Here is a 22,342-nt window from a genome sequence, read left to right on the forward strand (position 1 = left end):
CGAAGGCCAGAGCGCAGAAGATCGAGGGGGAGTAACTATGGACTGGGAGCTTGTATTAACCATTCGTGACGCTTTAAAAAGACCACTATTCGCAGAAGCCGAGGTGATCGGCGGGAAAAGCGGCCTAAGCCGTGCCATTCGCTGGGTGCATGTGCTGGAAAGTGCCAACTTCGAGACTCTGATTCATGGCGAAGAAATGATTTTGACTACGGGGATTGGTGCAAGTGTCGATCTCCCTTCCTCCTTGGAGTTTATGCAGAACCTGATCGACAAAAATGCAGCTTGCCTATGTATTGAGTTAGGTACGTATTTCAGCACCATCCCGCAAGAGATGATCGAATTAGCCGATAGGCATGACTTTCCGCTAATCATCTTCACCCGCACGGTTCGTTTCGTAGATATCACGCTGGATCTTCATTCGATTATCATCAACCGGCATCACCGGATGCTCCAAGAACTTGAAAAAATCTCACGTGAATTCCACCGTCTGACCTTAACTTCACAAGGAACGCTGAAAGTGCTGCAATTATTGTGCAAAAGCACCCGCACACAAATTGTCTATATGCAGCTGCAAGGCAAACCCTTATTTTTCCCGGCCCTTTCGCCGGAAGAGCAGGCTCCATTGCTGAATTTTTTCACCGCCTTCGGCGACGAGCTGGAAGGAATTCAACCTGACGCTGCCCCCTATATCCGGGAATATGGACAGAAGACCATCGCGCTCAAGCCTGTAGGTGCGTTGGATCAGACCTGGGCTTACATTCTGATGGTATGCAATCACAAACCACAGGAATTCGACTGTCTGCTGCTGGATTCCGCCTCTTTGTCCATTGCTCAGGAGCTGCTGCGAACCCGGTATATGGAGGAGCGCAAGCTTTTTTCAGAAAATCTATGGGTCGACGAGCTGATCAACGGCCGCATCGAAGATGATAACCGCTTAAAGGGCCTGATAGGCTCTAATTTCAATGTGGTCAACGAGCTCCCTTACCGTGTATGCCTTATAGAGATCAAGAACCCCAGAGATGTAAAATGGAACAGCTCGGAGAACGAATGGGAGTCCATCACCTTCCACCTTTCGCTCATCCTGCGTTCCATCTTTGAGAAATATTCTTTACGTCCGCTGATCACCCTTAAGAACAATCGCCTCACCGTCATCGCCCTCGACATCCAATCAAAAATGCCTGGCAAAATGCGACTTCAACAAGCACTTGAGGCCCTGCAGAACATCCGCTCCGATGAGAAACTCAAGGATTTGCAGCTCGTCATTGGAGTCAGTAAATCACATAAGCGCCTAAAACGAGCCTATTCCGGTTATCAGGAAGCCCTACAGGCATTGTCGTTATACTCCTGTTACCAGAAGTCACTGCTCTTCTATGAAGAGCTGGGTGTATTCCAGTTGCTGTTGAGCTTAAATGACGGAAAAACGTTGCAGAACTTCATTCGCAGTTATCTCGGCCCGCTAATCGACCACGACCAAACCAAAGGCAGCGAGCTGCTGCTTACCCTTCGTGTTTATCTGGATCATGATGGCTCCAAACAAATTGCCGCTCGAAACTTATTCATTGTCAGACAGTCACTTTATTATCGCCTGGACAAAATAACAGAGCTACTGGGTGAAGACTTCATGCAGCCAGAGAATCGGATCTCCATTCAAGTCGCCCTGCGCGCTTACCAATTTCTATATCCAGACAAAATCACTTTACCTAGCCCCCGTTCAGCACAGATTTAAAGGTATCGATAATAAATTCTATATCTTCATCCGTGGAGGATAACGGCGGGGCGAAGGTAAGCACATTGTTGAACCCAGCTACGGTATCGCCATTTTTGCCGATGATAAGCCCCTTGGACTTACATTCGGCAATAATTCCTTTCACAATATTCAGATCAACCGGCTTCTTACTGACCTTGTCTTCAACCAGCTCAACCCCTGTCACCAAACCAAAGCTGCGGACATCACCTACAAGCTTGTGATCAAGCAGCTCGGTAAATTCTGTATTTATTCTTTTACCTAAAAGATCCGCACGTTCCACCAGCTTCTCCTGCTCGATAATCTCCAGATTACGCAGCGCCAGCGCACAGGAGGCAGGGTTGCCACCAAAAGTATTCACATGGCGAAAATGGCCATAGTCATCGCTATTGTCCTTAAATACCTCATAGATATCCTTACGAACAGCAGTCGCGGATAAAGGAAGATAAGCGCTAGTCAGTCCCTTAGCCATCGTTACGATGTCAGGCTTCACATTAAAGTTGTGATGACCAAACTTACGTCCAGAACGTCCGAATCCACAAATCACCTCATCCATAATGAGCAACACACCGTGCTTACGGCAGATTTCCTGCACCCGATCCAAATAAACCTGATGCGGTACAATGACGCCACCACCCGTAATTACAGGCTCCATAATCACCGCAGCTACCGTCTCCACGCCTTCCCAGATGATCATATCCTCTATGGACTGTGCACACTGGAGGTTGAATTCTTCCACAGTCATCCCGGCCGGGCGGCGATAGCTGTCCGGGGGAGCTACATGCAGAAACCCACCCGCCAGCGGTTCATATTTATATTTGCGCTGGGCCTGGCCTGTTGCAGATAATGCACCCAGCGAACTGCCGTGATATCCACGATAACGGGCAATGAATTTATGGCGATAATGCTGGCCGATTTGCTGCTGGTACTGGCGTGCCATTTTGAAAGCAGCCTCATTGGCTTCCGATCCACTATTGGAAAAGAAGATCACGTAGTCGTCTCCGAGCCATTCATTCAGCTTCTCCGCCAGCGCAATCGCCGGGAGATGACTTTGTGTCAGAGGAAAATAAGGCAGGGTCAGCAACTGATTGTAAGCAGCTTCCGCCAGCTCCTTGCGCCCGTATCCCACATTTACACACCATAAGCCAGACATCCCATCCAAAAATCGATTGCCCTGTATATCCGTAATCCACGACCCACTCGCCGAGGCGGCAATCATAGGCGGATTCTTTTCACTATAAGGCGTAATGTTGTGCCATAAATATTCCTGATCCTTCTTCACCGCAAGCTCGCTATCGTTCCCCAGACTCTGCATAACATTTTCTCCTCTCAGCAGCTCATTTTCTCTAATAACGGGCAGTGATCATCTTTTTACGCGTATAGAACTCCACCCCATCACGCCCATTGGCATGCAGGTCTCCATAGAACGATTTCTTATAACCCGAGAAGGGGAAAAATGCCATGGGCGCAGGCACGCCCAGATTCACACCCAACATCCCTGCATCAATTTCTTCCCGAAATTCACGAACCGCCTTTGCGCTGTCTGTATAAATACAAGCCCCATTCGCGAATGGGGACTGATTCGTTACCCCAATCGCTTCACTCAGACTTTTCACACGAATCACTGACAATACCGGTGCAAAAATCTCATCCTTCCAGATGGTCATTCCCGGCTGTACATGATCAAATATCGTCGGCCCGATAAAATAACCCGCACCACCCGTAGCAGCATCCTTCCGCCCGTCTCTCACAAGCTTGGCTGCCTCAGCTTCACCAGTCTCAATGTAATAAAGCGTCCGCTCCTTATTCGACTGGCGAATTACCGGACCCAAAAACACCCCGTCATCGGCGCCATTACCAATCTTAAGCTCATCCGCAGCCGCAGCCAGACGGTTCACTAGCTCGTCAGCGATATCCTCATGAACCACTACGACCGAGCAAGCCATACACCGCTCACCTGCCGAGCCAAAGGAGGACGCAATGATATTTTTGACCGCATTGTCCAGCTCCGCATCAGGCAGCACAATCGAGTGATTCTTAGCGCCTGCCAATGCCTGAACCCGCTTCCCTTGCGCCGTCCCTGCCTTATATACATATTCCGCAACCGGCTGCGAACCCACGAACGAAATCGCCTTCACTTCATCATGCTCCAGCAGCCCATTCACAACCTCGTGTGCCCCATGTACCACATTCAGCACGCCAGGCGGGAAACCCGCTTCGGCAAATAGCTCGGCTAACCGATTAACCAGTAACGGCGTACGCTCGGAAGGCTTTAGCACAAAGGTATTTCCACAAGCAATGGCAAGCGGAAACATCCAGCAAGGAACCATCATCGGAAAGTTAAAAGGGGCAATCCCCCCGATAACACCCAATGGATAGCGGTACATCCCGGATTCAATTCCGGTAGCAATGTCCGGAAGCTGGCTGCCCATCATCAACGTGGGGATGCCTGCGGCAAATTCCACACACTCAATTCCACGCTGCACCTCACCTTGCGCCTCTTCCAGACTTTTGCCATTCTCCAGCGTAATCAGCTCTGCCAGCTCATGCCAATGCTTTACCAGCAGCTGTTGATATTGGAAAAAGTAGCGGGCACGACGCGGCACAGCGACCCTTTTCCACACTTGAAATGCCACTGCAGCCGCTTCTACCGCCGCACCCAGCTCTTCCCTACTGGAAATGGGCACATAGGCAATCACTTCACCCGTCGCCGGATTATATACCTCTTCATCTCGCCCGGACGACGATTCTACCCAAGCTCCATTCACATAATTCTTAACTCTTTCAGCCTGCGTTACTAGGAGAGACATAGCTCGCACCTCTTTCTCTGTTTCAGATGCACTGATGGACTGCTGATTATAATAGATGACCGCCAGATCAGGCGGCCATCCACTGTAACATTTGAGCTCAACTGGTTATTTTGCCGCCATTTCTACGATTTCGTTCGTGTAAGCCTCATCTACCTTAACCGGTTCTTTAATGACACCAAATTTAAGCGAAATATCAGCGGTTTGCTGGAACGCCGCCGCATCGGTATATCCCATCTTGGCACTGTCAAAGCCTTCAGGCAGAATCAGCTTGGCAACCTCAGTCATCATTGTCAGCTGATGTTCCTTCGTTGTACTGCCGTCTTCCGCTTGTTTCATCACACTGTCCACGGCGGCTGCAGGATCAGCAATTGCATCTTTCCAGCCCTTCAGGGAGGCACGCACAAACTTTGCCGCAGTCTCTTTGTTCTCCGCAAGCCATTCCTTATTGGCGAACAAGTTATCCTCAAGCATCGCAACGCCTTCCATATTCATGTCGATGACATTCAGATCCTCAGCCTTAATGCCTGACTCCAACACTACTTGGTACTCGTTATAGGTCATCGCTGAGGCCGCATCGATCTGATCGCCCAAGAACTGATCCATCGTGAACCCTTGCTTCGTAAAGCTCAGATCCTTATTCGGATCGAACTTATATTTATCGAATAACGCTAATAGTTCAAACTCGTTGCCGCCCATCCAGTTGCCTACTTTTTTACCCTTAAGATCAGCAGCTGAGTTGATGCCCGCCGATTTTTTGGAAACCAGGACCAATCCGCTCTTTTGATAGATTTGCGCGATCTGCACCAGCGGCATTCCCTCTTCAAGACTCGGCAGCAAGCTGGCTACCCAACCCACACCGATATCTGCGGAGCCGCCTGCCACTTGCTGTTCCGGAACGATATCAGGCCCACCCGGCAGAATTTCTACATCCAAGCCTTCTTCCTTGTAATATCCTTTATCCTGCGCCACAAAATACCCAGCGAATTGTGCCTGCGGCACCCATTTCAGCTGTAGCTTCACTGTAACCGGATCAGCAGCCGGTTCAGTAGCAGCACTTGCGTCAGGAGCTGCTGATGCTTCAGGGGCAGTCGTAGCTTCAGCTGCCGAGTTATTATTGTTGCCACCGCAACCCGCCATTAAAGAAACACTCAACATCATCACGATTGCCAACAAACCACCACGAAATTTGCGTTTTTTCCCGTTCATCAACCGAACTCCCCCTATCGTAATTTAAGTTTGTAACAAGCACAGTATGGACAAGCATCGTGGTGCGTTTATGCATACAGCCGCGGGCGGTTTCTCTTTTCCATTCCCACTATGGCCGGATGTAATGAGGGTGAGATTAAGTACGCTGCGAAGGATGCCACTTAATGAATACTTTCTCCAGCCGCTCAACCACTAAATAGAAGAGCACGCCTGCAATTGCAGCCAGCACAATACAGGACCAGCCCAGGGGCATTTTGGCAACTTTAATGGAATTGGAGAGCAGATATCCAAGCCCTTTTGAGGAGAAAAAGAATTCCCCAACAATGGCGCCAATCATACTGGCAGTAGCATTAATCTTCAGTGCTGTAAATACATAGGGCAGACTGCTCTGAATCCGCAGATAACGGAACACTGCCGGTTTACCTGCCGCATAAGAATGCATCAGATCCAGCGCCAATGGATCAATCGCCGCCATGCCCTTATAGGCGTTGATCGCCATCGCTGCCATTGTAGTTGCTGTTACTATGGCAATTCGTGAGCCTATCCCATCTCCAAACCACAGATTCATGATGGGCGCGAGGGCGACGATGGGCACAGCATTTAGGGCGGCAACCAGCGTCAAGCTTCCACTCCCCCAGCGCGGCCAAGCCGTAGCGACTAAAGCGATCAGGAAGCCGATAGCAGAACCAACCAACATTCCCAGCACAGCTTCAGCAAGAGTGTACCCGGTATAGGACAACAACAAGCTGAAATTATCTCGCATGGTTTCGGCGATAGCTGTAGGCAGCGGGAGTTGATATTTTTTCAGATCAAAGATCTTATGAAAAAATTGAAATTCCCATAGTGCAAGAAATAACAGACCTGCCAGTACAGGCAGCAGCACCCCTGCGCTAAATATCCTCTTCAGCATTCGTGAGCCGCCTCGACTCGCCGTACCTTCCGCAGGTTTCGGAACGGCTACAGCATTCTTTTGTGTAGCCGTTAGAGCCGGCTGAGCCATTTCTTTACCACTAGAACCTATAAACGAGTTCTCCCGAACGGAATTAGTTTCCATTAGCGGCTGCCTCCTTTCGGACGATATTCAGGCTGCCAAGGCGTTACCAGACGTTCTATTAGACTGATTAACCAGTAGCTTACGATCCCCAGCAAGGCACCCACAATCACCGTAGACCAGAACATATAGGTGTGAGAGCTCCCATAATAGAGATTGCGCAGCATAATTACACCAATGCCATGCTGGGCACCCATAAGCTCCACCAGAATAGCTCCAGTCACAGCAAGCGGGGCAGCTATCTTAAGTCCACCGAACAAACCCGGCAAAGCCGCTGGGAATCTGAGTTTCCAATAGACCGCCCAAGGTTTGGCCGCGTAAGAATGCATCAATTCAAGCGCTGATGGATCTACACTCCGCAAGCCGCGCAGCATGTTCAGAGCCACCGGGAAAAAGGTGATATATCCCGAAATAATAATCCGCGAGGTCTGCTCATCGCGCACAATCCCGTAGATGATGGGTGCCAACCCCAGAATCGGAATCATCTGCGAGGCAATAGCATAAGGAAAAGTTAATTGCTCTATTGTCTTCGACAAGCTCATCAGCACCGCCAATGAGGCACCTGCTACCGCTCCAATTAGGAAGCCAACGCCAGCATTACCGAAGGTCGCAGCCCCCTCCTTCAAGAGCGTGCCTCCATACTGCCATAAGGTAGCTAACACCTCATGAACATATGGCAGCTTGGACTGTGCTAACGGCGTCTCCACCACATGGAGCAGCATCCAGGAAGTCCCTTCCCAGACTAGCAGCAGGCCAAAAATCCAGACGAACAACGGCAGCAGACGACCTCGCACAAAGATACTGCCCCCTTTCATCACTACACCCCTTCGAAGCTGTCGCGAATACGTGCGATCAGTTCGAAAAACTCTGGGCTATTTCTCATTTCCGCCGTTCGCGGACGTGGCAGAGGAATTTCAACCACAGCGGACAAGCGACCTGGATGCGGGGAAAGTACAAACACCCGGTCAGAGAGGAATATAGATTCAGGAATACTATGAGTTACAAAAACAATTGTGTTCTGCACTTTACTCCAGACAGACAATAACTCTTCATTCAATCGCTCACGCGTAAATTCATCCAGCGCAGAGAACGGCTCATCCATGAGCAGAATTTCCGGCTCCATCGATAGCGCTCTGGCAATCGCTACACGCTGCTGCATCCCGCCGCTGAGCTGCCACGGATATTTATCCGCAAAGCTCTGCAGCCCCACCAGATCAAGAAGCTCCATCGCCTTTTCCTCACGGATCGACTTCTTCACCCCCATCAGCTCCAGTGGCAAAGTGATGTTATGCTTCACTTTCCGCCAGTCGTATAACACTGGACTTTGAAAAACAATGCCATATTTTTGCGCCAGCCTGGCTTCTCTGGCACTTTTCCCAGCTACCACAATGTTCCCGCCTGTTGGTGCTATGAGATCGGCCATCAGTCTAAGCAGCGTCGTTTTGCCACATCCGGAAGGTCCGAGCAGGGAGACGAACTCCCCTTTGGCAATATCAAGACTCACCTGATGCAGGGCAAGCACTTCCGCAGCTTCTGTCCGATAACGCATTTCAACATTCTCCAGCTGAATCTCAGGAATATTTGTCGCTAGTGATGACATCCTCAGCCCCCCTTTTCAAAATAAGCCATGTTTATGATGTTATATAAACTGACGCTATTTAGATAAAATAAAGAAAACTTCTATTGCATGTAGTATTAACTAACATGTTACACGCTGCTCACTGGACTCTCACTAGACAATTAGTAAAATTGCTCCTGTTAAATTGCGTCATTTTGTCTAGGAGACATTTTTTTGACCACAAACCCGAAGTATTTTTTTTATATCCGCAGATATGTGGTAATATTTATCCATATCTTTCCTCGGTAGGTGACAATAGACCCATGGGATCTATAATCTCGAACTATATTGTAATTGTTGCTATATCAGGTGTGCTGAGCGTCTTATTAGCCCTTTTCGCCTATTATAAAAAAACTGATTTCTTAGGAATCAGGGCTTTTGTTATAAGCTCCTTTACCTCTGCTATTTACACCTTCGGCTTCGCATTAGAGTTATCGGGGAAAACCCTGGAGGAAATCAGCTTCTGGATTAAGTTAGAATATCTGGGGATGCCCTTCATTGCGCCAGCTAGTCTAATCATGGTGATCCATTTCGTTGGGCTGGAGACGCTGTTTAAAAAAGGCATACGGGCGGCGTTATTTATCATTCCGTTCATTACAACGCTGCTGGTTTGGACCAATGATTACCATCATCTCTTCTATAAATCCATTTATTTACGGGAAAATACGCCCACCCCACTCGTTGATGTTGTGATGGGACCTTGGTATATCGTTCACGGCAGCTTTACTTTTGGCTGTCTGCTGGCAGCCATTTGCCTCATGATATGGCAGTGGAACCGGATGAAGCGGGTATACCGCAGGCAGATCATCACAATAATAATCGGGTTAAGTCTTCCAACTCTTGGCTCTTTTTTGTATCTGATGGGCTTGACTCCTTACGGTATGGATCCCGTCCCGATCATTATGAGCCTGACCTCCTCCCTATATATTTGGGCTATTTTATCCCGGGGCATGTTAACGGCTGCGCCTATTGCTCGTGAGAATCTCTTCGAGAGCATGCGGGAGGGAGTGCTTGTCACCGACCGCTCGGACATGCTCGTCGATTACAATCGTGCAGCCGCGGATATGATAGAGGGGCTCAACTCCTCATCGATTGGCAAACCGCTAGCGCAATTGTTTCTTAACGCAGGCAAAGACGCCTTGTCCTATGTGATGGACGCCGAGCCGCTGTTGCGCGAAGAACGGGAAGTGGCTTGGAACAAAGCAGAGGAGGTCTGCTATTATCAAATCCGCTCCTCTCCGGTACAAAAACAAGAGGGGCACATAGCAGGACAGATGATCATGCTGATTGACGTGACTGAACGAATACTGCTTCAGGAGAAGCTGCGCCAATTGGCTACGATGGACAGCCTAACCGGTATCTATAACCGCTCCTATTTTTTGGAGCTGAGTCGAGCACTGCTTGCCCGGTCCGCCAGCCTGCGAAGTTCATTATCTATGATTTTGCTGGATGTGGACTTCTTCAAGAGCATTAATGACCGCTATGGACATCAATACGGAGATCAAGCTCTCCAGCATATTGTCCAAGTGTGCAGCAGACATCTGCGGGAGGGAGATCTCTTTGGCCGTTATGGTGGCGAGGAATTTGTGATCTGTCTGCCAGAGACGTCGCTTAAGCAAGCTGCATTGCTCTGCGAAACTATCCGCGCGGATATTGAACAAAGCACCTTATATACCGTCATCGGGCCCATTAATGTGACCGCCAGCTTTGGAGTTGTGGAGGCCCTAAGTCCAGAGGCTACTCTAGAAGAACTGCTATCTGAGGCCGACCATGCTCTGTATAGTTCCAAACGAAATGGACGCAACGCTGTGCATCTTTCCCAAAAGTCAGAAATCACTCTTTTCAAACCTGTTTAATGACAATCATGTCCCTTCCTGCGCATTCAACAACTGGCCTTATTTTTCATAGTCTGTTTTTAAGTTTAATAAGAGTTATCTGAAAAACTAATCAGAGTGTTGAGAGTAAAATTTGCTTGATGGGATATGGAGGCGTAAGAAATAATGAGGAACCATACAATGATGCAGTTTTTTGAATGGCATGTTGCTGCGGACGGGAAACACTGGGATCGCTTAAAAGAAACTGCACCCGCGCTAAAAGCCGTAGGCATTGATTCTGTTTGGGTACCTCCTGTGACAAAGGCCGTCTCCGCAGAAGATACAGGCTATGGCGTGTATGATCTATATGATCTGGGCGAATATGACCAAAAAGGTACGGTACGCACCAAATATGGCACCAAACAAGCACTGATCAACGCAATTTCGGAATGTCAAAAGAATGGCATCGCCGTTTACGTTGATTTGGTCATGAATCATAAGGCAGGCGCGGATGAAAAGGAAGTATTCCAAGTCATCGAGGTCGACCCCAATGATCGGATGAAAGAAATTTCGAAACCTTTCGAGATTGAGGGCTGGACAAAATTCACCTTCCCTGGCCGCGGAAATGAACACTCTGCCTTTAAGTGGAATCACAATCATTTTAACGGCACTGACTTTGACGCCAAAGAAGAGCGAACCGGCGTATTCCGTATAGTAGGCGAGAATAAAGCGTGGAATCAGAATGTTGACGACGAGTTCGGAAACTATGATTATCTAATGTTCGCTAATATTGATTACAGCCATCCCGAAGTCAAAAAAGAAATGATCCAATGGGGAAAATGGCTGGTGGACACCCTCCACTGCAGCGGCTTCCGCTTGGACGCCATCAAACATATCAACCATGAGTTTGTTAAAGAATTCGCGGTAGAGATGTTTAATAAATGCGAGAAGGACTTCTATATCGTCGGTGAATTCTGGAATTCCGACTTAGAGTCCTGCCGACAATTTCTGAATACCGTCGATTATAAAATTGACCTCTTCGATGTATCCCTTCACTACAAGCTGCATTCAGCTTCTTTGGAGGGCAGAAACTATGATCTGACTAAAATTCTTGATGACACACTGGTGCAGACCCATCCCACCAATGCTGTAACCTTCGTTGACAATCATGATTCTCAGCCTCACGAAGCCCTGGAATCCTGGGTAGATGATTGGTTCAAGCAAAGTGCTTACGCGCTTATCCTGCTGCGACGGGATGGATATCCTGTGGTCTTTTACGGGGATTATTATGGGATCGAAGGACCAACACCTGTAGCAGGTAAAAAAGATGCGATTGACCCTCTGCTGTATACCCGCTATCACAAAGCTTATGGTGAACAGAAGGATTATTTCGATCATCCTAACACGATTGGCTGGACACGGCTCGGCGTGGAGGATATTGAACACTCCGGTTGTGCGGTTGTGATCAGTAATGGTGAGAATGGCCAGAAGAGAATGTTCGTAGGAGAACATCGCGCCGGTGAAGCATGGGTGGATTTCACCCATAACCATAAAGCCACCATAACCATTGAAAAAGATGGTTGGGCGACCTTCCCGGTCAATGGCGGCAGCGTCTCCGTCTGGGCTCTGCCGGATGCAGAAGCTGACAAGAAGTAAATCACTTGTACCTGATTAAAAAGGTGCCCAACGCCGTTTGGCGTTGGGCACCTTTTTTAGTTATTCGCTTTATGCTCCGGATGTCGGGATACAAGCCTCACCAGATCCAGCGTTAAGACGGGTAATGTTAGGGACGCTGGATAAGCCAAGTAACGCGGCTCCCACTCTGGATTGAACTTTTCCTTGTAACGACGCAATCTGGCAAAACCGTAACCATGCCCATGCCCACCTCTATTAAACACTTGATGAGCCAGCTTCTCCTCCTTCAGAGCTCCGGGGTCCTGCCCCCCACTGGATGATAGAGGAGTGTTGCCTAGATTAAATCGCCGATACCCCTTGGACTTCGCCCATTCCAACATACAAACCAATAAATAATCTACCGTCCCGTTTGGGACATTCTTCCGCTGGCGCAACAAATCTACAGACAGAGTCAATCCTTGATCATACCCCGGGGCAATAGAAGCAAATGCCAGTATTGTACCTTTGGCGTTCCGCAGCACCGCAATGGGAGCCAGTTGCAGATAGTCGACCTTAAACCAGCCTAACGAATAACCCTTTTCCGCTCGGCCATTCAACCACTCGTCCGAAATCGCTCGCAGTTCTCTCAGCAAACTATCAGCAAGCGGCGCTTCTGTAATTTCAACAAACATGCCTTCCCGTTCAAAACGATCGCTTACACTTTGCAGATCACCTTTCTTCAGACCACTGAGTGCAATGTTATCAAGGCTTATCACTGCCTCTTCACCCAGCTTAAAAAAGCGATAGCCCTGCTCCTGATAGACCGATAAAAAAGCAGGTGAAGCTTGATAGAAAACTACAACCAGACCATACTGATCTGCAGCTTGTCTAAATTCACTGATGGCTTCATTTATTAAGCTTCTCTCTCCCAGCGGATCACCCAGCACAACGAGCTTATCCCTAACTCTGGCGAAAGCGAGCAGCACTTTATCGTTCTGAGCCCAGAAGAAGCCCTTATCACCCAAAAATAACGTATGCGTTAAGGTATTGCCTTGAACTCCATCTAGAAAATGTTTCAGTTTAGCTACATCCAAGGTCCCGAACAGCTCGTTCTCCTTATGATGGGGCCTGAGGTTTACCCACATTATGAGCAGTACCCAAGACAAGACCAATCCTCCCACTGCCGTAAATGCAACATGACTATACCGCTGCAACCATTCAGGCTGTACACCCGGAGGCAGATGCTTCAGAAATCCACGATGTACATAACAGCCCATCAGATAGTAGCTTAGTGCAATTACTGAGGTGAGGGCAAACCACCAGATCGCGCTCTGTCTGCTGATTGGCGCACTAATCCGATAAAACCGCGATCTGGAAATCCAAAGAATAAGCGCTACTATAAGTAACAAAAGCGCCTCTTCATAATCAAAACCCTTAGTGACTGCAAACAACGATCCAATAAACAGAAGTACGCTAGTCCATACATATGCACTATGAACCCGCAATGTAATGCCCCGCGACAATAAAATCAGCATAAAACCAATAAGTACTGACAGATGATGAGATAGCTGCATTACCGGAAACGGCAATATTTCCTCCGTAATCTTCAACCTATACAGCAATCCGGGTACTGCTGCAGATAGTAAGAGAATAAGCCCGCTAGCTAGTACCAGCTTGCCAAGAGCCCACATCCCAAGATCGCTCAGAAAGGTATACTGACCCGGCCAGCCCCAGATCTTCTGCCATTTGTTAAGAGAGGGTTCGAACCCTGGAACTGAACGATCTTGATCCTTTTTTCCTTGCAGGCCAATTTCCAGTGCAGCCAGCACCAATCCGATCAACCAAGGAATGACATAATAAAACAATCGAAAGATGACAAGCACCGCCATCGCCTTATCGGTCTGGTAGCCAAGCTGTGTCAGCCCGAGCAAGGCAATAAGGTCAAATGCACCGATACCGCCGGGTGCCATACTCAAGATGCCGGCAATGGCAGCAATCGTAAATATACCAAAGATAGCTATAAAATGGACCTCATCCAAGAGATGGCTGCTGATGGTCCAAAACGTCACGCCAGCAAAGCTCCATTCCAGAAAGGAAGCACCGACGGAATTAACGACTGTAAGCCATGGTGTTCTACCTTTTCCCCGGTTAATCCATTTCGCATAAAGCGATGAGCGCTGTACAAACACAAAAACCGGCAAATAAAGCGCCATTCCCCATACTGCAAACACCAGCCAGCGATGTTCTTCCATCAAAGCCGTTGCCGGGAGTAAACCAAAGATATTCGCCCACGAAAGTAGCGATAACCCGGTAATCATAAGCGGCGACAGAAATACAATGGCGGGTGTTAGCACGGAGGTCGGCACCCCGCTTTTTTTATACAGCAGCGTCCTTAAACCAACTCCAGCCAGACCCGCAAACCCAATCAAGTTATTAAATGTATTAGCAATCCATGCATACCGAAAGGTACTCCACAGCCCTACTTTTAAACGAAAATGTGCCCGAATCAAATAATCATAAGCACTCATCACAGCTACGGAAAGAAGTGCAAAACCAATCATTTGCAAAATAGCAGACGTAGGTACTCGCCTTAGTTCACGCATTATAAGTCCTAAATGAACCTGCTTCAGCTCATGTTGTCCCTCCCAGTATACGAACGCTATGATAGCCACTGGAAAAAGGGCTCTGACCGCCCGGATCCGATAGATAGATAAGATCAGTCTTACAATTTTGAATCTTTCTAATGTCTGTTGCTTTGAATGCATGAGCCCACCTGCCTTTACCGCTGACACACGTTGTGCTAGACAATTTTTACAACTAGTCCATTATAGCAATTCTTGGAATAGAAGACCCGTGATAATCAACACCTACTCTATTAGACTGCCAGCAAATCCCTAACCCCTGCAACAGTTAAAGATTTTTTGGGAAATGAGGATAAGCATAGTTAATATATTACGAAGCTGGACAGATCAATATGACGGAACTTTATTTTAGCGGTATCTTTCTAGTATTGGCCAACAATGTGATAAAAGAACATTTAAATTGTAGTCTAAACTTAAAAATACATAACAAAAAGGACATCCCTCACGGCAAAGGATGCCCTTTTTGTTATGTAACACGACTTAGTATGGTTTATACACGAATATCAAATCTGCCTTGGCTATTCGTTGTTGCGGTAGCGATCTCTTGCGGGCTTGCCGCAGCAAGCGCGTTGTTTGCAGGTTTGGCAGGTGCTTCTGCACTACTGCTTGCTGCGGAAGCACTGCTCTGCGACTTCTGGGAAATTTGTGCCTCGATTTGCTTGATCTGCTGCTCAATTTGTTTCGTTTTCGTTTCTTTGGTCTTCGCGTCATCCGAGCTGGCATCAATCTTGTCCAATTCGGCTTCCAGCTTCGCTTTTTGTTTCTCGAGCGCGCTGGTATCTGTAGCACTAGACGTCGAGGTGGTATACGATGTAGAACCTGAGACTGCGGATATACTCATAATCATCCCTCCCTTCCTTACCTCCAATATAATCCTTTTGCAGATAAGGAACGTTAAAACCCGCTGAAAGTTTGCTGAAAGTTTTGCTCACTTTCAAGGTTATAAGGATAAGCTGTTAGGAATTGGTGTTTCCCCGTCTGACCAACAGAAAATAAGACAGAATAGAGAGAACACCCGTACAGGCAATCACAATCGCCATCGGAAGTGCTGAGTCTACGCCCCCAAGGCCCACAAGCGGTGCTACACAGCTACCAAGCAGCAACGGTAACAGTCCGATTAAAGCCGAAGCACTGCCTGCGGCTTCTCCTTGGTCCTGCATTGCAAGTGAGAAGCTGGTTGCTCCGACAATCCCCACACTGGAGACAACGGCGAACAGACAGATTAGAATAGGGATCAGCCCTCCCCCTACCAGGATCGTAAGCAGCAGCAAGACGCCCCCCGTTGTACAGAGCAGCAACCCGCTAAGCAGTAGCTTCGTCTCACTCACCTTACCAGCTAGTCTGCCGGCGATTTGACCTGTAATAATAATCCCAATCCCGTTCACAGCAAAGATCAAACTGTATACCTGCGGAGTAACCGCAAAAATATTTTGCAAAACAAAAGATGACCCTGAGATATAAGCGAACATAGACGCTGTAACAAAACCTTGGGACAAGGCATAACCCATAAACTTGCGGTTGCCAAGTAACACCTTAAAGGTAAGCAGAGTACCCTTCAACCCGCTCTTGGAGCGCCGCTCCTTCGGCAATGTCTCAGGCAAGCGCAGGAGAATCGTCAAGCAGAAGATAATTCCGGCAGCAAATAATACGAGGAATATCCCCTGCCATGTAGTCACTCTTAAGAGCTGTCCTCCAATGACTGGAGCCAAAATCGGACCCAGACCATTAACAATCATCAATAAAGAGAAAAATTTCGTTAGTTCAGAGCCACTATACAGATCACGCACAGCCGCCCTAGAGACAACTACACCCACTGAACCAGCAAGACCTTGAATAAACCGCAAAACAATTAAAAGTCCAATCGAAGGACTAAAAGCACATAGCACTGAGGAAACGGCATAGATGAACATCCCTATAAGCAGTGGACGGCGACGTCCATATACATCACTCAGTGGTCCAGCTACTAACTGACCTGAGGCCAGTCCCAATAAAAAGAAGGTGAGACTTAGCTGCACCAAAGCAGCCGTCGTACCGAAATCGTCGACAAGTGTAGGCAGCGCCGGCAAATACATATCAATCGATAACGGCCCAATGGTTGTAATGGAGCCCAGAATAACAGCAAGTTGCAATCTCTGCTTCCTAGAGGGTCCATCTACAGCAAGTTTATTAGCATTTTGCATTCCAATCATGATCCTTACGTCAACCTTTCTAAAGCAACCCGGGGGCCTTTTTTTGTATTCTTCATACTAACGTAAAGGAACTCAAATGATCAATCCTTTTATAAGACCTCATTCGGGGCTAATAACTTAAAAATAACCGCCAAAAGGCGGTTATCCTAATTGTTTTATTCATTTTGAGATGTACTAAACCCCTGTAGCCAATCTTTGGCGGCTTCGGCTTCCGCCATACTCAAGCGGTGACCTTGGTTGCCCCAATGGGTTGTAACCTCAGCGCCTGCTTTCTGCAGAATCCCCTCTAGCTCCTGAGTTTCCGTAGATGTTATTAGCGGATCATTCGTACCTGCCCCAATAAAGATAGACACCCCTTCAAGAGAAGGAAGCTCCACATTGCGTAATGGCACCATCGGATGCAACAGCACTGCCGCGCGGAAAATGTCCTTATAATGAAACAAAAGGCTACCAGCAATGTTTGCACCGTTAGAGTAACCAACCGCTACCAGATTGTTGGCATCAAACCCGTATTTTTCTGACGCTTCATCCAGAAATTTCTTAATCTCATGGGTACGGAAAACTAAGTCCGCTTCATCGAACACTCCTTCTGCCAGCCGACGGAAGAATCGTGGCATGCCATTCTCCAGCACATTGCCCCGTATACCTAGCACCGATGAATCTGGGGATAACATCTCAGCCAGCGGCAGCAAATCCTGCTCATTACCACCTGTACCATGAAACAACACTAACGTAGGTTTAGTTATATCTTTACCTTTACGGAATACATGAATCATCCCTGCTTCACCTCAATTTCTCTTACTTGAATAGGCGTTAAGTTTTCTTCGATGGCCGCGCGATGCGGCTCAAACCAGGACGGCAGCATCAACTTTTCACCCAACGCATCTGGGGCTTCATCACGGGCAAAACCCGGAGGATCTGTAGCGATCTCGAACAGGATTCCTCCTCTTTCACGGAAATAGATCGCATTAAAATACTGACGGTCTTGAACGGGTGTAGGTCTATGCCCATGACTCTGTACATGGCGCGACCATTCCAGTTGCTCTGCATCATCCTTTGCCCGCCACGCGATGTGATGAACTGTCCCTGCACCTCCCGCTCCGAGCGGAACGGGTGATGTCTTCAAATCAATAATATTACCTAGCTCCCCATTGGTTCTATAGCGAGTATATCCATCTCCGTCAGCAATATGTTCCATACCCAGCGTATGAACAAGTGTCTCAGCTGTTTGCAACGGATTGCTGCTATACAGCACAGCCCCGCCAAAACCTTTGATCGCGTATTTAGTAGGAATCCCACCAAAGGACCACTTACTGAGCGGGCCTTCCTCACGTTCCACCAGTTCAATCCGCAGACCGTCGTAATCGGCAAAAGCTAAATAGGGTTCCGAGATCCGACTTCCTTTTGTAACCGAAATTCCGTATTCAGCAAGGCGTTGTTCCCAGAATTGCAGAGCACCAACCGGCACTGCGTAGATCGTTACGCCAACTTGACCACTGCCGATTCTGCCTCTACGCCCTACAGGTGAAGGGAAAAATGTAATAATCGTTCCCGGAGCACCCTGCTCATTCCCAAAGTATAAATGATAGACCTCTGGAGCATCAAAATTAATCGTTTTTTTCACGAGCCGTAGGCCCAGAATCCCGGCGTAGAAATCAACATTGCGCTGAGCGTCTCCGACAAAAGCTGTAATATGGTGTATTCCTGCAGTTTGAAGTGTCATTATTATAAACTCCCTTCTTAGTTAAAAAACAATGCATCTAGAGAAATCGAACCTGGTCCCGTAAGCGCCACACCTACCGCAAATACCAGAACCGTGAGCGGAAACTCAATCCCGTTCGAAGTGGACCAGAAACCATTTGGAGCATGAACCTTAACGATTGCCCCCAGCATCGTGGCAGCGATCAACACCGCTGCAACAGGCGTTAACAGTCCTGCCGCGAACATAAATCCGCCCACCAGCTCCATAATCCCTGCTAAAATCGCCATAGTCACACCCGGTTTGATTCCGATGGACTCCATCCAGCCTCCCGTACCCTTCGGACCGTAACCTCCGAACCATCCAAATAGCTTTTGTGCACCATGTCCTATAAACGCAAGTCCAATCACCAATCTCATTAATAACAGTCCTACACTTATCATTTTTACATTCCCCTATTCCTTTGATTTAATTATCTTAATGTTAAGATATTGGGTAAAAAAGAGCGCCCGGCGAACCGGAATAACCTATGGGCTGCTCTCCTCTTCCCTCTTCTATCTACAACTCGGAGGCGTTAAACGTATCGCCGCCCTTAATCGTACCCGAGTTAAAACCTTTGTAGAACCAGCGCTTTCTCTGCTCTGAGGTACCGTGAGTGAAACTATCCGGCACTGCATAGCCCTGAGCCTGCTTCTGAATCGTATCATCGCCGACGGCGCTTGCAGCTGCCAGAGCTTCCTCTAAGTCGCCTTCCTCCAGCAGATTCATACCCTGAGCATGATTGGCCCAGACACCGGCGAAATAATCAGCCTGCAGCTCAAAACGAACCTGATATTTGTTGTACTCCTTCTCACTCAACGTCTGACGAAGGGAATCGAGCTGTTTCGAGGTGCCTAGTAATGTCTGTACATGATGTCCAACCTCATGGGCAATAACATAAGCCATGGCGAAGTCGCCCGGCGCATGGAAGCGTTGCTGCAACTCATCATAAAAGCTCAGATCAATATATAGTTTGGCGTCACCCGGACAGTAGAACGGACCGACTGCCGAGGTCGCTGTTCCGCAAGCAGAGTCTACACTCCCACTGTATAGCACTAAGGTGGGGTCCGTATAGGTCATTCCCTGCTGCTGAAAAATCTCACCCCAAACCTCCTCTGTGTCGGCAAGAACTACCGATACAAACTCCGCAAGCTCTTGCTCCTCTGCGGTCTGTTCATAAGGGGCCGTTGAACTGGAGCCTGTGGAAGTCAAACTTCCCAGGATATCCCCGGCATTGCCTCCACTGAGTAACGTGATGACCAGGACAAGGATAATTCCTCCGATCCCGCCACCAATCATCTTGCCGCCGCCGCTCATGCCTCTGCGGTCCTCCACGTTCGAACTCCCTCTTCTTCCCTGCCATTTCATGGCCAAGCCCCCAGTCGAAATATCAGGTAATCTTAAGTAAATGGCTACCTGGCTTCGTTAAGTTAAATATCTTATTAGTGATATACCCAAAAAAGCAGGGTTTCACTTATACTTACTGGAGTTGGGAGAATGAGGATGGAGCCGAACTACTTCCAACCTTATAGAGGCGCCTAGTTATTCGTCATGTTCGCAGCGCCTACACACCTTTGCCAAGCTTTTTCATTAATTCGATAGCCTGGACTTTCTCTTCCTTATCTAATCCACCCATCAAATCATGAATTGAGGCTACATGACGAGGGAAAATCTCATCAAACAGTTCACGGCCTGCATCCGTAATCTCCGCATAAGTAACGCGGCGATCCTCGCTACAGGGTACACGTTTCAGCAGTCCCTTTTTCTCCAACTTGTCGATATTATAGGTAATGCTTCCGCTCGTAACGAGAATTTTCTCCCCGATCTGTTGCAGCGGAATCCGCGTTCTATGGTAAAGTACTTCAAGCACCATGAATTCAGCCGAAGCCAAGCCATAACTCTTCATATCCTTCACCGCATGATCCATTAGGCTCTTATAAGCCTTAGATAAGACTACGAACAATTTCAGTGAGGCGGCTTGTTCTTCGTCAGGTGCACTCTCTGTATTACGCAGATTTACTTGTTTATCACTCATCAATTCCACCTCCACTTCAATCAAACTTGTATTCAATCCATTTATTTGTCTTTACATTAAATATCTTTAAGTTAAGATAACTATACGACTTCCCATCCTCCTTGTCAACCTCATCGCTAAAAAAGTCACTTCCGTCTAGAGACCGGTAAGTTTCCTTTGACACTTTACAGGGAGTGATAAAAATCACCCCAAGTTTGACCTGACCTATAAAAGGGCGTATTCTTGTCTTTACGAATGACTCTTTAGTAAGCGATTTCAATACCCTAAAGGAGGCGACCTGATGAGTTCGTTCAATCCAACCCCTACCGAAGAAGCTATGGAAGGGCAGGCTGGAGCACGACGCGTGCTGATCGTGACAGCCGTAGACGCGGAGCGTGACGCGGTCCTGCGCGGCCTGCAAGGCAGCGACAGGTTCCATGTTATCGCTGCCGGCGCAGGGCCGGCAGCGGCGGCGGCGGGAACCGCTGCGGCACTCGCAGCCGGTTCTTACGGCTGCGTATTGAGCGTCGGGATCGGCGGCGGATTCCCGGGGCTGGCACCTTTAGGCTCGCTGGTTGTAGCCAGCGAGATGATTGCCGCCGACCTCGGGGCCGAGACGCCGGAGGGCTTCCGCAGCACTGCCGAGCTCGGCTTCGGCAGTGTGTCCGTGCCGGCTGACCGCGGCACGGTGCAAGCGATTTCGGCCGCGCTGACAGCGGCCGGGTTACCCGTAAGCACGGGCACCGTGCTTACGGTCTCGACGGCGACCGGCACCGCGGAGACGGCCGCCGCCCATCTCGCGCGGCATCCCCATGCCGTCGCGGAAGCGATGGAGGGCCACGGAGTCGCCGTGGCCGCCCAGGCGCTGGGGCTCCCGGTACTGGAGCTCCGCGCCATCTCGAACCCGGTCGGTCCCCGCGACCGGGCCGCATGGAAGATCGGTGATGCAATGGAAGCATTAACGGCGGCAGCCGCTATATTACTGGAGGTGCTGTAATGACAACTGAGCTTAATATCGCTTTTTCCCCTTGCCCTAACGATACCTTTGTATTTCATGCCTGGGCGCACGGGCTTGTCCCGAATGCACCTAGGCTGAATGTAACCTATGCCGACATTGATATTACCAATACGCTGGCCGCTGACGGAGAAGGACCAGAAGTCCTCAAAATCTCCTACGCTGCGCTGCCTTGGGTTCTGGAGCGGTACAAACTGCTGCCATGCGGCGGCGCTTTAGGTCGCGGCTGCGGCCCGCTGCTGCTCACAGCAAGTGGACCCCATGCGATCAAACGCCCAGAAAAGCTAGCCGGACGCCGGATTGCTGTGCCTAGCGAACGCTCTACGGCTTATTTGCTTTTCCGATTATGGGCAGCACAAAATGTAACTGGAGGCATCGGCGAAATAGTCGTAATGCCTTTCGATGAGATTATGCCTGCCGTACGGGATGGCCATATCGATGCGGGGCTGGTAATTCACGAAGCCCGCTTCACTTACGCCTCGTATGGTCTTAATATGCTGACTGATTTAGGCAGCTGGTGGGAAAGCGATACCGGACTGCCCATTCCTCTCGGCGCTATCATTGCCCGCCGTGATTTAGATGCCGATGCTATCACCGGCTGGATTCGCAGCTCTCTTCAGTATGCGTGGGATCATCCAACGGATTCCAGAGACTATGTGCTTAGCCATGCTCAAGAGTTGGCTCCTGAAGTGGCTAAATCCCACATCGATCTCTACGTGAATGACTTCTCGATGAATCTGGGTGATGACGGCTATGCCGCAATCTCTGCCCTGCTTGATCGTGCTGCGGCAGAAGGACTTGTGCCTGCAATTGATCCAGCACTGCTTCGTTAACATTTACTAGATAGTTTAACAATCCCCGGCTACACCTAAAAGGTGTTCTCCGGG

19 protein-coding genes are annotated in these 22,342 nt (G+C 48.8%); 5 read left to right on the forward strand and 14 right to left on the reverse strand.

The annotated features are described in order from the left end of the window. Positions 1-37: 37 nt before the first annotated feature. A complete protein-coding gene (locus NYE72_RS29115) occupies positions 38-1,726 on the forward strand; it encodes a PucR family transcriptional regulator (protein WP_036682056.1) in 1,689 nt (562 codons plus the stop codon). Here NYE72_RS29115 and NYE72_RS29120 read toward each other — a convergent pair. The 6 genes from NYE72_RS29120 to NYE72_RS29145 form a co-directional block, all read right to left on the reverse strand. Further along, positions 1,701-3,059: an aspartate aminotransferase family protein gene (locus tag NYE72_RS29120; RefSeq protein WP_076105053.1), complete on the reverse strand. Its 1,359-nt coding sequence runs from the start codon at positions 3,057-3,059 to the stop codon at positions 1,701-1,703. The genes NYE72_RS29115 and NYE72_RS29120 overlap by 26 nt on opposite strands. Positions 3,060-3,090: 31 nt before the next feature. Next, positions 3,091-4,554 carry a CoA-acylating methylmalonate-semialdehyde dehydrogenase gene (locus NYE72_RS29125; RefSeq protein ID WP_076140680.1) on the reverse strand — a complete coding sequence of 488 codons (1,464 nt, stop codon included), beginning with the start codon at positions 4,552-4,554 and terminating at the stop codon, positions 3,091-3,093. Positions 4,555-4,659: 105 nt separating this feature from the next. Further along, on the reverse strand, positions 4,660-5,760 hold the full coding sequence (locus NYE72_RS29130; RefSeq protein ID WP_339210982.1) for an ABC transporter substrate-binding protein: 1,101 nt from the start codon (positions 5,758-5,760) through the stop codon (positions 4,660-4,662). 136 nt (positions 5,761-5,896) lie between these two features. After that, on the reverse strand, positions 5,897-6,814 hold the full coding sequence (locus NYE72_RS29135) for an ABC transporter permease (protein WP_339210984.1): 918 nt from the start codon (positions 6,812-6,814) through the stop codon (positions 5,897-5,899). After that, positions 6,814-7,626, reverse strand: coding sequence for an ABC transporter permease (locus NYE72_RS29140; protein WP_051491222.1), 813 nt, complete (start codon positions 7,624-7,626; stop codon positions 6,814-6,816). The genes NYE72_RS29135 and NYE72_RS29140 overlap by 1 nt, the downstream gene beginning before the upstream one ends. A 2-nt stretch (positions 7,627-7,628) precedes the next feature. After that, positions 7,629-8,411: an ABC transporter ATP-binding protein gene (locus NYE72_RS29145; protein ID WP_036682061.1), complete on the reverse strand. Its 783-nt coding sequence runs from the start codon at positions 8,409-8,411 to the stop codon at positions 7,629-7,631. A gap of 281 nt (positions 8,412-8,692) precedes the next feature. On the opposite strand from NYE72_RS29145, the gene NYE72_RS29150 reads away from it, so the two are divergent. Beyond that, entirely contained in the window at positions 8,693-10,285 is a 1,593-nt protein-coding gene (locus NYE72_RS29150; protein ID WP_339210986.1) for a histidine kinase N-terminal 7TM domain-containing protein, read from the forward strand. A 141-nt stretch (positions 10,286-10,426) separates the two neighbouring features. Then, entirely contained in the window at positions 10,427-11,899 is a 1,473-nt protein-coding gene (locus NYE72_RS29155; protein WP_036682065.1) for an alpha-amylase, read from the forward strand. A gap of 56 nt (positions 11,900-11,955) precedes the next feature. Here NYE72_RS29155 and mprF read toward each other — a convergent pair whose 3' ends face one another. The 8 genes from mprF to NYE72_RS29195 all read right to left on the reverse strand — a co-directional run bounded on the left by mprF (position 11,956) and on the right by NYE72_RS29195 (position 20,461). After that, positions 11,956-14,622: a bifunctional lysylphosphatidylglycerol flippase/synthetase MprF gene (mprF, locus tag NYE72_RS29160; RefSeq protein WP_038573719.1), complete on the reverse strand. Its 2,667-nt coding sequence runs from the start codon at positions 14,620-14,622 to the stop codon at positions 11,956-11,958. A gap of 367 nt (positions 14,623-14,989) precedes the next feature. Then, positions 14,990-15,340: a FlxA-like family protein gene (locus NYE72_RS29165; protein ID WP_036682071.1), complete on the reverse strand. Its 351-nt coding sequence runs from the start codon at positions 15,338-15,340 to the stop codon at positions 14,990-14,992. Between the two features lie 115 nt (positions 15,341-15,455). Then, positions 15,456-16,679: a multidrug effflux MFS transporter gene (locus NYE72_RS29170; RefSeq protein ID WP_036682442.1), complete on the reverse strand. Its 1,224-nt coding sequence runs from the start codon at positions 16,677-16,679 to the stop codon at positions 15,456-15,458. 164 nt (positions 16,680-16,843) lie between these two features. Beyond that, positions 16,844-17,464: an alpha/beta hydrolase gene (locus tag NYE72_RS29175; protein ID WP_036682072.1), complete on the reverse strand. Its 621-nt coding sequence runs from the start codon at positions 17,462-17,464 to the stop codon at positions 16,844-16,846. Then, positions 17,461-18,411 (reverse strand): ring-cleaving dioxygenase, encoded by a 951-nt coding sequence (locus tag NYE72_RS29180; RefSeq protein WP_038573722.1) that lies wholly within the window; start codon positions 18,409-18,411, stop codon positions 17,461-17,463. The genes NYE72_RS29175 and NYE72_RS29180 overlap by 4 nt, the downstream gene beginning before the upstream one ends. Positions 18,412-18,428: 17 nt before the next feature. Continuing rightward, positions 18,429-18,830, reverse strand: coding sequence for a DoxX family protein (locus NYE72_RS29185; RefSeq protein WP_036682076.1), 402 nt, complete (start codon positions 18,828-18,830; stop codon positions 18,429-18,431). A gap of 115 nt (positions 18,831-18,945) precedes the next feature. Next, a complete protein-coding gene (locus NYE72_RS29190; protein ID WP_038573724.1) occupies positions 18,946-19,794 on the reverse strand; it encodes a neutral zinc metallopeptidase in 849 nt (282 codons plus the stop codon). A gap of 196 nt (positions 19,795-19,990) precedes the next feature. Further along, positions 19,991-20,461, reverse strand: a complete 471-nt coding sequence (locus tag NYE72_RS29195; RefSeq protein WP_036682080.1) for a MarR family transcriptional regulator — start codon at positions 20,459-20,461, stop codon at positions 19,991-19,993. Positions 20,462-20,741: 280 nt separating this feature from the next. On the opposite strand from NYE72_RS29195, the gene NYE72_RS29200 reads away from it, so the two are divergent. Continuing rightward, the gene (locus NYE72_RS29200) at positions 20,742-21,437 is read left to right on the forward strand and encodes a futalosine hydrolase (RefSeq protein WP_081388016.1); all 696 of its coding nucleotides are present in this window, start codon (positions 20,742-20,744) and stop codon (positions 21,435-21,437) included. Continuing rightward, complete coding sequence (locus NYE72_RS29205; RefSeq protein WP_038573726.1) at positions 21,437-22,288, forward strand: 1,4-dihydroxy-6-naphthoate synthase; 852 nt, start codon at positions 21,437-21,439, stop codon at positions 22,286-22,288. The genes NYE72_RS29200 and NYE72_RS29205 overlap by 1 nt, the downstream gene beginning before the upstream one ends. The last annotated feature ends 54 nt before the right edge of the window (positions 22,289-22,342 follow it).

The organism is Paenibacillus sp. FSL L8-0333 (assembly GCF_037965665.1).
Lineage (GTDB): Bacteria > Bacillota > Bacilli > Paenibacillales > Paenibacillaceae > Paenibacillus_AQ > Paenibacillus_AQ odorifer.